Annotated in this window: 15 protein-coding genes; 7 read left to right on the forward strand and 8 right to left on the reverse strand. The window is 63.0% G+C overall.

What is annotated here, in order from left to right:
• Positions 1-19: 19 nt before the first annotated feature.
• Together EJ076_RS24645 and EJ076_RS24650 are read left to right on the forward strand one after the other, a co-directional pair.
• A complete protein-coding gene (locus tag EJ076_RS24645; protein ID WP_126071129.1) occupies positions 20-412 on the forward strand; it encodes a glyoxalase/bleomycin resistance/extradiol dioxygenase family protein in 393 nt (130 codons plus the stop codon).
• A gap of 121 nt (positions 413-533) precedes the next feature.
• A complete protein-coding gene (locus EJ076_RS24650; RefSeq protein ID WP_126069582.1) occupies positions 534-1,100 on the forward strand; it encodes an isoprenylcysteine carboxylmethyltransferase family protein in 567 nt (188 codons plus the stop codon).
• A 10-nt stretch (positions 1,101-1,110) separates the two neighbouring features.
• Here EJ076_RS24650 and EJ076_RS24655 read toward each other — a convergent pair whose 3' ends face one another.
• The 4 genes from EJ076_RS24655 to ettA all read right to left on the reverse strand — a co-directional run bounded on the left by EJ076_RS24655 (position 1,111) and on the right by ettA (position 5,267).
• On the reverse strand, positions 1,111-2,232 hold the full coding sequence (locus tag EJ076_RS24655) for a beta-ketoacyl-ACP synthase III (protein ID WP_109668319.1): 1,122 nt from the start codon (positions 2,230-2,232) through the stop codon (positions 1,111-1,113).
• Between the two features lie 131 nt (positions 2,233-2,363).
• Entirely contained in the window at positions 2,364-2,699 is a 336-nt protein-coding gene (locus EJ076_RS24660) for a hypothetical protein (RefSeq protein WP_126071130.1), read from the reverse strand.
• A 104-nt stretch (positions 2,700-2,803) separates the two neighbouring features.
• Positions 2,804-3,571, reverse strand: coding sequence for a trans-aconitate 2-methyltransferase (tam, locus tag EJ076_RS24665; RefSeq protein ID WP_126069583.1), 768 nt, complete (start codon positions 3,569-3,571; stop codon positions 2,804-2,806).
• Between the two features lie 46 nt (positions 3,572-3,617).
• Entirely contained in the window at positions 3,618-5,267 is a 1,650-nt protein-coding gene (gene ettA, locus EJ076_RS24670) for an energy-dependent translational throttle protein EttA (RefSeq protein WP_013530923.1), read from the reverse strand.
• Between the two features lie 256 nt (positions 5,268-5,523).
• Here ettA and EJ076_RS24675 point away from each other — a divergent pair, with 256 nt between their 5' ends.
• Complete coding sequence (locus EJ076_RS24675; protein ID WP_109668494.1) at positions 5,524-6,810, forward strand: GGDEF domain-containing protein; 1,287 nt, start codon at positions 5,524-5,526, stop codon at positions 6,808-6,810.
• An 8-nt stretch (positions 6,811-6,818) separates the two neighbouring features.
• Here the strand turns inward: EJ076_RS24675 and EJ076_RS24680 are convergent, their stop codons facing one another.
• Both EJ076_RS24680 and EJ076_RS24685 read right to left on the reverse strand, forming a co-directional pair.
• Positions 6,819-7,430, reverse strand: coding sequence for a hypothetical protein (locus EJ076_RS24680; protein WP_126069584.1), 612 nt, complete (start codon positions 7,428-7,430; stop codon positions 6,819-6,821).
• 124 nt (positions 7,431-7,554) lie between these two features.
• A complete protein-coding gene (locus EJ076_RS24685) occupies positions 7,555-8,562 on the reverse strand; it encodes a ribonuclease (RefSeq protein WP_109668325.1) in 1,008 nt (335 codons plus the stop codon).
• Between the two features lie 189 nt (positions 8,563-8,751).
• Here EJ076_RS24685 and EJ076_RS24690 point away from each other — a divergent pair, with 189 nt between their 5' ends.
• The 3 genes from EJ076_RS24690 to EJ076_RS24700 all read left to right on the forward strand — a co-directional run bounded on the left by EJ076_RS24690 (position 8,752) and on the right by EJ076_RS24700 (position 12,605).
• The gene (locus EJ076_RS24690) at positions 8,752-9,684 is read left to right on the forward strand and encodes an alpha/beta hydrolase (protein ID WP_126069585.1); all 933 of its coding nucleotides are present in this window, start codon (positions 8,752-8,754) and stop codon (positions 9,682-9,684) included.
• A 99-nt stretch (positions 9,685-9,783) separates the two neighbouring features.
• Positions 9,784-10,959 (forward strand): CaiB/BaiF CoA-transferase family protein, encoded by a 1,176-nt coding sequence (locus EJ076_RS24695; protein ID WP_126069586.1) that lies wholly within the window; start codon positions 9,784-9,786, stop codon positions 10,957-10,959.
• Positions 10,956-12,605, forward strand: a complete 1,650-nt coding sequence (locus tag EJ076_RS24700) for a thiamine pyrophosphate-binding protein (protein WP_126069587.1) — start codon at positions 10,956-10,958, stop codon at positions 12,603-12,605. The genes EJ076_RS24695 and EJ076_RS24700 overlap by 4 nt, the downstream gene beginning before the upstream one ends.
• 96 nt (positions 12,606-12,701) lie before the next feature.
• Here EJ076_RS24700 and EJ076_RS24705 read toward each other — a convergent pair whose 3' ends face one another.
• Both EJ076_RS24705 and EJ076_RS24710 read right to left on the reverse strand, forming a co-directional pair.
• A complete protein-coding gene (locus tag EJ076_RS24705; RefSeq protein ID WP_109668333.1) occupies positions 12,702-13,142 on the reverse strand; it encodes a CHRD domain-containing protein in 441 nt (146 codons plus the stop codon).
• 165 nt (positions 13,143-13,307) lie between these two features.
• Positions 13,308-14,591 carry a cystathionine gamma-synthase family protein gene (locus tag EJ076_RS24710; protein ID WP_126069588.1) on the reverse strand — a complete coding sequence of 428 codons (1,284 nt, stop codon included), beginning with the start codon at positions 14,589-14,591 and terminating at the stop codon, positions 13,308-13,310.
• Positions 14,592-14,712: 121 nt separating this feature from the next.
• Here EJ076_RS24710 and EJ076_RS24715 point away from each other — a divergent pair, with 121 nt between their 5' ends.
• Positions 14,713-15,171, forward strand: a complete 459-nt coding sequence (locus EJ076_RS24715) for an Lrp/AsnC family transcriptional regulator (RefSeq protein WP_126069589.1) — start codon at positions 14,713-14,715, stop codon at positions 15,169-15,171.
• Positions 15,172-15,203: the final 32 nt, after the last annotated feature.

The raw sequence follows: 15,203 nt of genomic DNA on the forward strand, positions 1-15,203 counted from the left end.
AATGACCGGAAGCGAACCGATGCGGCTCTCCCCTTCGCTGTTCTTCACCACCAATTGCGAGCCGGCATTGGCCTTCTACGAGCGGTGTGGCCTCGGCCGAGCAACGGTCCTGCTGCGCTGGGGAGACAACGACATGCCGGTGCGGACCGAAGCTATGCGCGGAAAGATATTGCATGCCCGGTTCGAAGGCCCCGGCGTCCTGTTTCATGCCTCCGACAATGACGACGCAGAACCGATGAAGGGCTCCGCCCTTTGCCTGGAGTTCAACGACCTAGCCGCCATGCAGGAGCTTTTCGGTTGCATGAGCGCAGGCGGCCGGATCACCGTGCCCCTGGCGCGGCAAGTTTGGGGAACCAGCTTCGGCATGCTGGTCGACGCCTTCGGCGTGCAGTGGATGTTTTCAGGCGAATGAGATCGCGGCGCGGATCACGATCTTCTTACCTGAAATGGAAACCAGTCCCGTATTGGGGCCGCATTGCCGCCGCGCTGTACCGTCTACATGGTGACGCGGACAAGTCTGCGGAGGTTTCATTATGCATCCCGCTCCTGCAATCGCGGCGCTTTGGCTGATCTGGCTTGTGTCCTGGCTCGTGGCTGCCTTCTGGGCTGACCCGGCACAAAAGCGCGCCGGCTTGCAGGCCGAGTTACGCTACCGAGTCGTGACGGTGCTCGGGGCGATGCTGCTGTTCATCCCTGCACACGGCTATGCCGGCAGGCTTCGGCTTTGGATTCCGAACCTCCTTGAGGCGTGGACCTGCGTTGCGCTGATCGCGGTCGGCCTGGCATTCGCCTGGTGGGCCCGCCTGCATCTCGGCCGCCTCTGGTCGGGCACGGTGACAGCCAAGGCCGAGCATCATGTCGTCGACACCGGCCCCTACAGGCTGGTCCGTCACCCGATCTACACCGGACTGCTTTTGGCAATCCTGGCCACCGTGGCGGCCAAAGGCACCGTCTGGGGCATCGCCGGCGCCGCGCTGGTGATCATCGGCACCGTCATCAAGGCAAAGCTCGAGGAACGCTTTCTGCGCGGCGAACTCGGCAGCGCCTATGACGATTACGCCAGGCGCGTGCCGATGCTGGTGCCGTTCGCGCCAACCTGACACGGCAAGCTCAAAGCATCCGCAGTAGCGCGCCGCCTATCGAATACCCCGCGCCAAAGGCGCAGATCAGGCCGAAATCGCCGGGCTTCATGTCGGCGTGGTTTTCCGACAGCGCGACGATGGCGCCGGCGCCCGCCGTGTTGCCCAGCCGCTCCAGCACCATCGGCGCACGGTCGTGGTCGACCTCGTGGCCGAACGACAGTTTCAGGATCATCGCATTCATGCGCGCATTGGCCTGATGCAGCCAGAAGCGCCTGATCGCCTGCGGCGTCAGCCCGTGCTCGGCGAGGAATTCGACGATGAATTTTTGCCCGGCGACGGTGACTTCCTTGAACACCTTGTTGCCGACCTGCTTGATCAGGTTGCCTTCAAGATTGATCATGTAGGGATCATCCTGGGCGGTGCGGGTGTGATAGCCCAGATTGGTGCGGATGTTGTTCGACATCTGTGTCCAGACGCGCGTGTCGAGCACCTCGAAACGCCCCGGCCGCTTGTCGCCCTTGGCCAGACCTTCGACCACCATCGACACCGAAGCGTCGCCGAAGATGAAATGCGTCTGCCGGTCGCGGAAATTGAGATGACCGGTGATGATCTCGGGCGTCGTCACCAGAATGCGCTTGTGTGCGCCCGACCGCACGAGGTTGACGGCGATGTGCAAGGCGGCAGCCGCCGACGAACAGCCGAGCCCCATGTCGAAGCCGGCGCCCTTTGTCCCCAACGCCTCCTGCATTTCGATGGCGATCGCCGGATAGGGTCGCTGGTGATGCGAGGCCGAGCAGATCACCAGGTCGATATCGGACGGCTTCAGCCCGGCATGGTCGAGAGCCTTTTGGGCCGAGGCGATGCCGAACTCGGCTTCGAGCGACAGCGCATCGTCAGGCCGTGCCGGAATGCGCGGCGCCATGCGGGTCGGATCGAGGATGCCCTCGCGCTCGATGACATGGCGGGTGCGCACGCCCGAGGCGTGGACGATGAAGTCGCTGTCCGATTTCGACAGCGGCGGCTCGTCGGTGCCCAGGCGGCGCGCATTCTCCGTGTCGACCCAGGCATTGAAGCTGGCGACCAGTTCTTCGTTGGTGATCTTGGCTTCAGGGATTTCAACGCCGATGCCACTGATGATGACGCGATGCATATATCCAGTCCGTCCATCCGCAGGCGTTGCGGGCTTCATGTGGGCGCCGGAACGCTCCGGCGCAACACTTTTCTCACCGCGACGGTTTACGCCGGCTTAAACCAAAGGTTTGGGCCGACTTAAGCCTGACTTCACCAGGCGCAGAGCTTGGTGTTGGTCTGCGGGTTGTTCCAGCAGGCGCCGTCGTCGCGGCTGCGCACAAACTGCCCCGGCAGCGGCACATTGCGGCGGCCGAGATTGACATAGCCATAGGCAAAACCCGGCCCGTCGATTTCCAGGACATAGGTCGGATAGCCCGGCGCCGAGATGCGGAAGCTGCCCGCATCATCGATCGCCCTGTAGCTGCATGAGAAATAACCGTCATCGCTGGTGAAGCAGCGTGCTCGCTTGGCTTCCGCCGAGATCGAGAACGCCAGAAGTGCCGCCGCGCACACGCTGCCGCCGAAAAGCATCTTTTTCAATGTCATCATCCACCCCCCTACCATGGGCCATCGTGACCCAACGCGGTGAAATGCGCATGGCGGCGAAACCCGGTCAAGCGGCCGCAACGGGCGCCGCGCAACGTGGATAATCAAGCCCGCTTGGCGACGATGAAGATGCGCGGAAAGCGCAAAAGCACCTTGCCATCAGCCGTCTTCGGATAGGCCTTGGCGATCTTGGCCGTGTAGCTGTCGAGGAACAGTGTCTTCTCGTTCGCATCGAGCGGGTCGACAAAAGGCTTCAGGCCCGTCGACTTCACCCATTCAACGATCGCCTGCGCGTCGGCAAGCGGGTGGTTGTAGATGGTGTGCCAGATATCCAGCCGATCGCTGAGCGGCGACAACAGGTCATAGTAGAACGACACCGGCTGCAGCGGCCCGCGCGCCGCGCCCTTGAGCTTTTCGGCAAACGGCATTTCGGCTGCGGCCTCCCGCATCAGGCGATGGGAGTCCTCGTCCATATTATCGGGCATCTGGATGGCCAGCGCGCCACCTGGCGCGAGAAAACCCATCAGCCGCTGGAAGACCGCGGGATGCTCGGGCAGCCACTGGAACACCGCATTGGCAAAAATCACGTCGACCGGCTCCGCCGGCTGCCATTTGGAAGCATCGGCGAGATCAAAGGTGACCTCGGGCAGGCGCGCCCTCGCCTTCTCGATCATGTCGGGCGAAGTGTCGAAGCCGCTCACCCGCGCATCCGGCCAGCGCTCCACCAGCAGTCCGGTCGAGTTGCCCGGCCCGCAGCCGATGTCGACGACCCGGCTCGGAAAGTCGACGGGGACCTGCGCCACCAGATCCCGCGCGGGCCGCGTGCGCTCGTCTTCGAATTTCAGATATTGGGCGGCGGACCAATCAGCCATGTGAACTCCTCATGTCTTCTTGAGAATTCGCCGCCCGGAAAACCCCTTACCGCGTCAGCCTCTTGTAGGTCATGCGGTGCGGGTTGACGGCATCGGGGCCGAGGCGGCGGATCTTGTCCTGCTCGTAATCCTCGAAATTGCCCTCGAACCATTCGACATGGCTGTCGCCCTCGAAGGCGAGGATATGCGTCGCCAGCCGATCGAGGAACATGCGATCGTGCGAGATGATGACCGCGCAGCCGCCGAAGTTTTCCAGAGCGTCTTCAAGTGCGGCCAGCGTTTCCGTGTCGAGATCGTTGGTCGGTTCGTCGAGCAGCAGCACATTGCCGCCGGTCTTCAGCATCTTGGCCAGATGCACGCGGTTGCGCTGGCCGCCGGAGAGATTGCCGACCTTCTGCTGCTGGTCGCCGCCACGGAAGTTGAACGAGGCGCAATAGGCACGCGTGTTGGCCTCGAACTTGCCGAGCTTGACCACTTCGGCGCCGCCGGAAATCTCTTCCCACACCGTCTTTGACGGATCGAGCGCGTCGCGGCTCTGGTCGACATAGCCGAGCTTGACCGTTTCGCCGACACGGACCGAGCCCGCATCCGGCTTTTCCTGACCGGTGATCATGCGGAACAGCGTCGTCTTGCCGGCGCCGTTCGGGCCGATGACGCCGACGATGCCGCCGGGCGGCAGCTTGAATTCCAGCCCGTCGATCAAAAGCGTGTCGCCAAAGCCCTTCGACAGGCCTTCCGCCTCGATCACCACATTGCCGAGCCGCTCGCCATGCGGAATGACGATCTGCGTGTCGCTCGGACGCCGCTTGTCGGCTGCATCCAAAAGGTCCTGGAACGCCTGGATACGCGCCTTGGACTTGGTCTGGCGGGCCTTGGGGCTCGACTGGATCCACTCGCGCTCGCGGCCGATGGCGCGCTGGCGGGCGTCGTCCTCGCGGCCTTCCTGCTTGAGCCGCTTGGCCTTGGCTTCGAGGTATTTGGTGTAGTTGCCCTCATAGGGAATGCCGCGGCCGCGGTCGAGTTCAAGGATCCAGCCGGTGACGTTGTCGAGGAAGTAGCGATCGTGGGTGATGATCATCACAGCGCCCGGATAGGCACGCAGATGCTTTTCCAGCCACGCCGTGGTCTCGGCGTCGAGATGGTTGGTCGGTTCGTCGAGCAGCAAAAGGTCGGGCTGGCGCAGCAAGAGCTGGCAGAGCGCGACGCGGCGGCGCTCGCCGCCCGAAAGCTTGGTGACTTCCGAATCCTTGGGCGGGCAGCCCAGCGCTTCCATCGCCATCTCGACCTGCTGCTCGAGATCCCACAGGTTGAGCCGGTCCATCTCGTCCTGGAGCTTGGCCGACTCGTCGGCCGTCTCGTCGGAATAATTCATCATCAATTCGTTGTAGCGCTCGATGATGGCGGTCTTGGCGGCGACGCCTTCCATGATGTTTTCGAACACGGTCTTGTCCGGATCAAGCGCCGGCTCCTGCGCCAGGTAGCCGACGGTGGCGCCTTCGGCGAGCCAGGCTTCGCCGTTCCACTCCTTGTCGAGCCCGGCCATGATCTTGAGGATCGTCGACTTGCCCGAACCGTTGGGGCCGAGAATGCCGATCTTGGCGTCGGGATAGAAGGAGAGATGGACATTCTCGAGCACCTTCTTGGTGCCATAGGCCTTGTTGAGGCCGGCCATGTGATAGATGAACTGGCGTGCCACGCGCGCTTTCCCTAAAAAAACTGACTGGATTGTCGAATTGAGTGGAGGTTGGCCGCTATGTAGGCGATGCGACGGCGAACGGCAATCGCTTTTGCCGCATCTGGCCGGTCACACGCGGAAGTGTCCGCCAACCGCTGAAGTTTTCCACGCTCATCGGACGCGATGAAAGCTCCGGTTAACCCTTCCGGGTCAAAACAGGATCGGGGTGGAATCGCTGATTTGCAGCGATTTCGGGAGAAAGATCGGATCGACGGCATTGCTGAACAGTTTCCTGCTCCTTGCCGAAGCGGTCGTCTACTTCAGCGTCATGGTGACGCTTTTCCGCTTCAGACAGCGTATCGGCCTCGGCGTCTTCGTCTGCGCGCTCGGCGTCATGCACTTCCTCGAGACCTATCTCGCCAGCGTTTTTTACGTCGCCTTGCCGTTCGGCATGGTCTCGCCGGGCTCGGCTGTGCTGTTTTCCGGCAAGCTGGTCATGCTGTTGCTGCTCTATATGAAAGAGGATGCCGCCACCGTGCGTCAGCCGATCTACGGCCTGCTGTTCGGCAATGCGCTGATGATCGGGCTGGTGCTGCTGCTGCGCCTGCACGTCATCGCGGCACTTCCCGACGGCAGGCTCCCCGACATCGGCTTCATCGACGAGATGGGCTGGCTGATGGTCTGGGGCACGACGCTGCTGTTCGTCGACGCCATCCTGATCATCCTGCTCTATGAAAAGCTCGGGCGTTACCTGCGCAAGGCACAGTTCGCGCGCATCCTGATTTCGGTCGCTTGCGTGCTCACCTTCGACCAGGCCGGGTTCTTCACCGCGCTGCATTTCGTCGCCGGCGCGCCGATCGCGGTCTTTTTCGGCGGCTGGTTTGCCAAGATGGCGGCGGCGCTGATCTTCAGCACCATGCTCGTGGCCTATCTCAAATGGTTCGAGGAGCGTCAGGTCGCGGCGCCGCGCGGGCTGACCGACATTTTCGAAACACTCACCTATCGCGAACGCTATGAAGCGCTGGTCGAACATGTCGGCCGTGACGGCCTGACCGGCCTGCTGCATCGCGGGCGCTTCGACGCCGACGGTGAAGCCGCCGTCCAGGACAGCCTGCGCACCGCCAGGCCGCTCAGCCTGCTGATCATCGATGTCGACCATTTCAAGTCGATCAACGACCGTTTCGGCCATGCCGAAGGCGACAAGGTGCTGAAAGCGGTTGCGATCCTGCTTACCGAGGCGGCAAGCGCCGAAGACCAGGTGTTCCGCATCGGCGGCGAGGAATTCGCCATCCTCAGTTCTCGCCCGCACTCGGTCGCCAGGCTGTTCGGCGAAAGCATCCGCTACGCGGTCAAGGCCTCGGCCGCCACCAGCCGGTTCGAGCTGACCGTCAGCGCCGGCGTTTCCAGCGTCAGCGAAACGACGCGCTGCCTTGCCGACCTGTTCGCGCTTGCCGACCAGCGCCTCTACAAGGCGAAGTCGACCGGGCGCGATCGCGTCGTCGGCGAGCCGGGCGGCCACGAAGCCGACGCAGCCGTTGCGTGGACCAAGTCCGCGCAGATCTAGGTCTGTCGTTACGACTTCTTCTGCCGCCGAAAGCCTGTCACGGTGGAAACCGCCATCAGCGCGATCGCCAGCCATTTCAGCGCGGTGATGATCGGCCCGGCTTCGATGTCATAGGCAATGAACAGCAGGATGCCCGGCACCAGCAGGCCGCATAGAATCAGCATGATGCGGTTGATCTGCCACGACACTTTTGACGCCAACGCCTCGTCGCCGGGCGCGGAAACAAGTGCCGCCCGCACCGCCCTGCCGCCCACCAGCATGGCCGAAAGGCGCATCGAGATCGGCAGGCCGAGCCCGATGATCAGGAAAGCACAAGCCGCCAGCAGCAGCGAAAACTTCAGCGCGCTGGTTTCCGCCGGTATGGGAAACAGCAGCGTCGCCAGCGGCAGGAAGACACCGAAAATGCCGATCGCCGCGATAGTGATGAAAATCACCGCATTGACGATCGTGAACAGCTGGTAGGTGCCGACGCCGATCGGTTCGGATAGCGTTCGCATGCGCGCCCATTCGGCGTCGGTGTAGGAAAAGCCCGGCCATTCCATGCGGGCATCGTTTATCGAGACCATGCCCCTGGCCCAGAAAGCCAGCCGCGCCAGCGCGCTGCTCGTCATGCCATCCATTGCGAGCCCCGCCGAAATGATGCGCGGGCAGCATAGCATCGGGACGCGGCAAGGCGACAGTCCGGTGTCTGCGTCCTGCCAGCGCCTGCTGGAACCGCCCGTACTTACTGGAAGCCGCCCGTACTTACTGGAACCCAATCGCGTCGACAGTGCCTGTCGGGCAACCGGCTTTGTTGGTCGGCACCGAAGCCAGCAGCAGGTCCTTGAGCGAGCTGTTGGAGCCGATCGGACCGGCGAGGCCGAGCGTCAGTTCGCCGATCAGCCGCCTGCCGCTCGACGGATCGATGACGCAGGAAACACGCACGCGGTCCCCTGCTCCCGCCCCGAAGGCAGTGTCGAAGGCGCCGCGAATCTGGTCCGCCGTCAGCTTGCCGCCGATGTTCTTGGCAAAGAGATCGCGCACCGGCGAGCTGTTCACCGCGCGCATCAAGTTGAGCGCGTCGGAGAAATAGTCCTGCTGGCTCTTGCCGTAGCAGGTGCCGTGCTTGATCCATTCATGCCGTTCGAGCTTGGAAGCTGTCCCCGGCATCACCTGATCGAGCTCTGTGCGGGTGTTGGCGTCCAGATTGACCGGCGGCAGGTCCTTCCAGTGGGCCGGATTGTCGTTGGCCTTGTCGCTCGCCGTCGCCTGGCAATAGAAATTGCCGTTCGGCTGCGGCCACAGGCCGTGCAAGGTGAAATGCGTAGCGTCGAAATCACCTGCACTCTGCACCTTGCATTCCGTCTTGCTCGACTTGGTCTCGCAGAAGGCCGGCTGCCAGCTCAGCGCGAAGACATATTCGGGTTTTCCCGATGCCGCCGGCTTGCCTTGCCCGCCCGGTGCGGCCGGCACGGTCGCGGCGCTGCTACCCGAAACATGGCCGCAGGTGACTTTCACCCAGCGGCGCTCCGGATCGGCGCCCGGCACCAGGATGAGGTAATGCGTCGGCGTATCCTTGTTGCCGGCAAGCAGCTGGTAGCTCTGCCCGGCATCGGTCGAGACGTTGCCGGGGTTCTTGCCGTTCTTGATGGCCTGCGTCGCCGGACAGGCAGCGTCGGCAACGAAAGAGCCGCTCATCTTGACGTCGGCACGCGCCGCCCCGGCCAGTGACGCCGCCAGCATGGCCAATCCGAAAACGACACCAATGCGCATGGAAGATCCCCGGCTGAAGAAGTGGGCGACAGACTGAAGCTGTCTCCGTGTCAGAATTGCGATATTTTGCTGTCCAAACGCAAGAAACATCGTCGCGAAAAAGCAGGCTTTGCCAATTGACGCAAAACCGGCGCCGGCGCAAACAAAGCCGGCGCCACGGTGGCGGCCAGAGCCTGGAGACCGAGCGGCATGTCATTCAGCCAGCAGCGTGTGATTGCCTCGCCGACCGGTGCCGATCTCAATCTTTTCGTCAGGCAAGCCGATGGCCGGGCACGTGCCGTCGTCCAGATCAATCATGGTCTGGCCGAGCACGCCGCGCGCTATGCCCGCTTTGCCGATTTTCTTGGCTCCCGCGGCTTCCACGTCTATGTCCACGATCATCGCGGCCATGGCGCGACCAAGGCCCCCGACGCACCGCTCGGCAGGTTCGCCGACAGCAACGGCCCCGCCAAGGTGATCGCCGACGTCGACGCCATCCATGATCTGATCGCCAGCGAACAGCCGAACCTGCCCGTCATCCTTTTCGGCCACTCGATGGGTGCGTCGGTGGCGCTGAACTACCTGTTGCGCCACTCGCCGCGCGTTCATGCCGCCGCGATCTGGAACGGCAATTTCTCCCAAGGCCTGCTTGGCCAGGTGGCGCTCGGCATCCTTGCCTGGGAACGGATGCGGCTCGGCTCTGATGTCCCGTCGCGCCTGTTGCCAAAGCTCACCTTTCAGGCTTGGGGCAAGGCGGTGCCCAATCACCGTACATTGTTCGACTGGCTGTCGCGCGACGAGGCGGAAGTGGCGAAATACATTGCCGATCCGTTGTGCGGCTGGGATGCTTCGGTATCAATGTGGCGCGACGTCGTCGGCATGGCATTGAACGGCGGCAAGGATGCCGGCTTTGCCGGCGTCCGGCGCGACCTCCCCGTCAGCATCGTCGGCGGCGAAAAGGATCCCGCCTCGGATTACGGCAAGGGGATCACCCATCTTGCCAATCGCATGCGCAAGATGGGCTTTTCGAATCTGGTTTCAAAGGTTTACGCTGACACCCGCCACGAAAGCCTGAACGAGGTGAATCGCGACATCATCATGGGCGATTTCGCGGCCTGGGCGGACGACATCCTGAAAGCGTGACGGATTGGCCCATCGCAAGAGCCGTGACAGCCGTTGCAGGGCTTGATAGAGGCTCTGCCTTCGCAGCAATCAAGGTGATTGCAGCAACCACGGTGATTTATGGCTGAGCCCCCGCTGAAAGGCGTCCGCGTCGTCGAACTCGCCCGCATCCTTGCCGGGCCATGGGCCGGGCAGTTGCTTGCCGATCTCGGCGCCGATGTCATCAAGGTCGAGAGCCCCGATGGCGGCGACGACACCCGCAAATGGGGCCCGCCCTTCGTCATGGGCAAGGACGGCGAGAACCTGTCGGCCGCCTATTACCACTCCTGCAACCGCGGCAAGCGCTCCATCGCCATCGATTTCTCGACACCGGAAGGCGCCGAAACCGTGCGCCGGCTTGTCGCGACTTCGGAGGTGCTGATCGAGAACTTCAAGCTCGGCGGCCTGAAGAAATACGGCCTCGACTACGACAGCCTGCGCAAGATCAACCCCCGCCTCGTCTATTGCTCGATCACCGGCTTCGGCCAGGATGGTCCCTATGCGCCACGCGCCGGCTATGACTTCATCATCCAGGCCATGGCCGGCATGATGTCGATCACCGGCGAGGTTGGCCGTGAGCCGCAAAAGGCCGGCGTCGCCATTTCTGACATCTTCACCGGCCTCTATTCGGTCATCGCCATCCAGGCGGCCCTGCGCCACGCCGAACAAACCGGCGAAGGCCAGCACGTCGACATGGCGCTCTTCGACACCCAGATCTCCGCGCTTGGCAACCAGAACCTCAACTATCTCGTCTCCGGCAAATCGCCGGTGCAGATGGGCAATGCGCATATGAACATTGCGCCCTACGAAGTGGTGCCAGTCAGGGACGGCCACATCATCCTGGCGGTCGGCAATGACGGCCAGTTCGCCAAATTCTGCGCCGCTGTCGGACTGGACGATTTGCCTGCAAATCCCGACTTCGCCACCAATCCTGCCCGGGTCGCCAACCGGGTCAGGCTGCGTGAGCGCATGATCGAGGCGCTGAAGATTTTTGACCGCGATCCGCTGCTGGCGAAGCTGGAAGCGGCAAGCGTTCCGGCGAGCCCGATCAACACGATCGGCCAGATGTTTGCCGACCCGCAGACAATCGCGCGCGGCATGCGGCTCGACCTCGACGACGGCCATGGCAATCTTCTGCCTTCGGTGCGTGCGCCGATGGTCATGTCCGGCACGCCGCTGGTCTATGAGCGCCCCTCGCCGCGCCTGGGCGAACACACGCAAGAAATCCTTGCCGAACTGGAGAAGTCTGGACAATGAAGACCGGCGGACAACTGATCGTCGACGCGCTCGAAGCCAATGGCACCGACCGCATCTATTGCGTGCCCGGTGAATCCTATCTGGCGGTGCTCGACGCGCTGCATGATTCAGCGATCCGCACCATCGTCTGCCGCCAGGAAGGGGGTGCCGCCATGATGGCCGATTGCCATGGCCGCCTGACCGGCAAGCCCGGCATCTGCTTCGTCACCCGCGGCCCCGGCGCCACCAACGCGTCGGCTGGCATCCACATCGCCATGCAGGATTCGATACCCGTCATCCTGTTCATCGGCCAGGTCGCCAGCCACGCCAAGGAGCGCGAGGCCTTCCAGGAAGTCGACTACAAGAGGTTCTTCGGCGACATCGCCAAATGGGTGGTCGAGATCGACGACGCCTCGCGCATCCCGGAATTCGTCACCCACGCCTTCGCGGTAGCGACATCGGGTCGCCCCGGCCCGGTGGTCATCTCGCTGCCGGAAGACATGCTGACCAGTGTCGTCGAGGCACCCATCCCCTTGCCGCACACACCGGTCGAAACCCGGCCGGGCGAAGCCGAGCTCGATGCGCTGGAAAGGCTGCTGGCCGAGTCCATCAGGCCGTTCGTCATCCTCGGCGGTACGCGCTGGGACGCCGAGGCCGTGGCACAGATACGCACGATCGCCGAGACGTGGTCGCTGCCGGTCGGCTGTTCCTTCCGCCGCCAGATGCTGTTCGATCATCTGCATCCGAACTATGCCGGCGATGTCGGCATCGGCATCAACCCGAAGCTGGCGACAGCGATCAAGCAGGCCGATCTCGTGCTGCTGATCGGCGGCCGTATGGGCGAGATGCCGTCCTCCGACTACACTCTGCTGAAAAGCCCCTACCCCGACCAGACGCTGGTCCATATCCATGCCGACGCCGGCGAACTCGGCCGCGTCTACCGGCCGACATTGGCAATCAATGCCTCGCCTTCCGCCTTCGTCGACGCCTTCGCCAAGCGCAAGCCGGCCGCCGCACCCGCTTGGGCAGCCGAGACGCCAAAGCTGCATGCCGCCTATCTCGACTGGTCGACACCGCCGGAAAGCGGCCCCGGCTCGGTCCAGATGGGGCCGATCATGAATTACCTCGAAAAGATGCTGCCCAACGACGCCATCCTCACCAACGGCGCCGGCAATTACGCCACCTGGGTGCATCGTTTCCACCGCTTCCGCCGCTTCGCCACGCAGGCAGCGCCGACCTCAGGCTCGATGGGCTATGGCACGCCTGCGGCGGTCGCCGCCAAAGAACTGTTTCCAGAGCGCACCGTGGTCGCTTTTGCCGGCGACGGCTGCTTCCTGATGAACGGGCAGGAATTCGCCACCGCCGTGCAATACGACCTGCCGATCGTCGTCGTCGTCGTCAACAACGGCATCTACGGCACCATCCGCATGCATCAGGAGCGCGAATATCCCGGCCGCGTCGTCGCCACTGATTTGAAGAATCCTGATTTCGCGGCGTTGGCTCGCGCCTATGGCGGCCACGGTGAAACGGTCGAGAAGACCGCCGATTTCGCCCCGGCCTTCGAACGAGCCCGCGCCAGCGGCAAGCCGGCGATCGTCGAAATCAGGCTTGACCCCGAGGCGATCACGCCGACCCGGACGATGACCCAGATCCGCGATAAGGCATAAAGCGCCAACGGCAGAGGCCGAGTTCCTTCGCGCCCCTCTCCGTCCTGCCGGACATCTCCCCCTCAAAAGGGGGAGAGTCGCGGCACCGGCTACGTCCTATTTTGCTTTTTCGATCTGGCCGCGGATCTCGCCATCCTTGTTGGCTGCCGTATGGATGTTGACGTAATATTTGCCGGCCTCAAGGTCAGCCGCCTGAGCATCGGTCAACGTCTCCGATCCCTTGATCGGGCTCTTGAGTTTCTTGAATGGGATAACGGGTCCAGCGTTTTCACCCATCGCCGCCGGGCCGTGAATGTGCCCCGCCGTCGCCGGCCCGCTGAGACCGGAATACTTGACGTTCCAGCTGAGTTTCTTCTTGGCCGTGTCGAACGTTAAAGTAGCCGTGCCCTTGCCCTTCGTGGTGACGGGCGGGCTCTGCTGGCCGCCGTCGAGCGTCGCCTTGAACTTTTCCATGTCGGCCAGGGCGGGCGAGACAAGAAAGATAGAAACAGAGACGGCGAGTGCCGAAACGATCGGCGAAAAGGAATGCATGCGCATTTTTAAAAACCTCCGTTGGATGTGACACCCTTGCGGCTCTCCGACGCATGGATGCATCTGTACAACGGTCGGACGGCCAAAAGTATCCTTCGGCGCACGCATATGTGATGGCAGGCAAAAAGCCCGATTGCCTACCCGCCCCCGACTTCAGGGGAAAAGCGGCGGTCAGACCGCCGCCAGCGCCTGCGTCAGGTCGGCGATCAGATCATCTGGGTGCTCGACGCCGATGGACAGCCTGACCGTGGTCTCCAACACACCGATGCGCTGGCGAACCTCGAAGGGAATGCCCGAATGGGTCATGGCCGCGGGGTGGCTGGCCAGCGATTCCGTTCCGCCGAGGCTTACCGCCAGCTTGAAGATCTGCAGGTTGTTGAGAAAGGCGAAAGCCGCCTTCTCCCCGCCCTTGATATCAAAGGAGAAGGTCGAGCCGGCACCGGTGCATTGCGCCCTGTAGGCGCGGCCCGCCGGCGTGTCCTCGCCCAGGAACGGCAGGTAATGCACCTTCCCGACCTTGGCATGATCACGCAGGAATTCGGCGACCAGACGCGCATTGTCGTTGGCCCGCTCCATGCGGATCGACAACGTCTCCAGCGAGCGGCCGAGCATCCAGCAGGAATGCGGGTCGAGTTGCGTGCCGATCGCGCCGCGCAGCGCCTTGATCGGCTTGGTGACCGCCTTGCTGCCCATAGCGGCGCCCGCGATCAGGTCGGAGTGGCCACCGACATATTTGGTCAGCGAATAGACGGAGACATCGGCGCCGTGTTCGATCGGCCGCTGGAACACCGGGCCGAGCAGCGTGTTGTCGCAGACGATGATCGGCGTCGACCCTTGCATCCCACCGATCTCGTCGGCGATCTTCCGCATCAGCGCGATATCGACCAGGCTGTTGGTCGGGTTTGACGGGGTCTCGATCAGGATGACCGACACGCGGCCCTTCGCGACAGCCGCGTCGGCGGCGGTACGCACCGCTGTCTCATCGACGCCGTCCGCGAAGCCGACAGCACCGATGCCGAAACCGGAAAGCGTGCGCGTCAAGAGCGTCTCCGTGCCGCCGTAAAGCGGCTGCGAATGCAGGATGACGTCGCCCGGACGGGCGTAGGCGAGCAGTGTCGTGGCGATTGCCGACATGCCTGATGAAAACAGGATGCAGGCATCCGTCCCCTCATAGACCGCCAGCCGGTCCTCGACGATCTCGCTGTTGGGATGGTTGAAGCGCGAATAGACCAGGCCCGACGCCGTGCCGCTCGGCGGCTCCTTGCGGCCGGAGGTGTAATCGAAGAAGTCGCGTCCCTCTTCCGCCGACTTGAACACGAAGGTCGAGGTCAGGAACACCGGTGGCTTGACCGCACCCTCCGAAAGCTGCGGATCGAAGCCATAGCTCAGCATCAGCGTCTCCGGGTGGAGCTTGTGGTTGCCGATATGGGTTTTCGACGGGCGTGGCGCGGTCATGGCTTTTCCTGCTTTTGAAAGAGTGTCGCACGGCAATTTATGCGATCCCGACCCGCCAGTCCTTGCTATTCTTGGGCTCGCATGGCTGCATTCCCGCAACAAATTCCCGGAGAGACCAAAAATGCAGCAGAAGATAGCCGACGATTTCGACCGCAAGATTCTGCGCGAACTGCAGGCTGACGCCCGCATCACCAACAACGAGCTTGCCGAGCGGATCGGCCTGTCGCCGTCGCCCTGCCTGCGGCGGGTGCGGCGGCTGGAGGAGACCGGTGTCATCAGAGGCTACACCACGCTGGTCGATCCGGCCGCCTTCGGCTGGAGCATGGTCGCCATCGCCACCATCCGGCTCAGCCGCCAGAACGAGGACGAGATCGTGATGTTCGAGGACGCGATCCGCGGCTGGGAAGAGGTGCTGGAATGCCACCTCGTCACCGGTTCGCGCGACTATGTGCTGAAGGTGGTGACGGGAAACCTCGAGCAGTACGAGCGCTTCATCAAGGAAAAGATCGCGCGGCTGAAATGCGTGGCCTCGATCGAAACCAGCTTCGTCATGAACACCATAAAGGAACGGCGCCTCTAGCAAGAGGCGCCGTTCTCTAGATCGATATGTTG

Source organism: Mesorhizobium sp. M7D.F.Ca.US.005.01.1.1, assembly GCF_003952545.1.
Classification (GTDB): domain Bacteria; phylum Pseudomonadota; class Alphaproteobacteria; order Rhizobiales; family Rhizobiaceae; genus Mesorhizobium; species Mesorhizobium loti.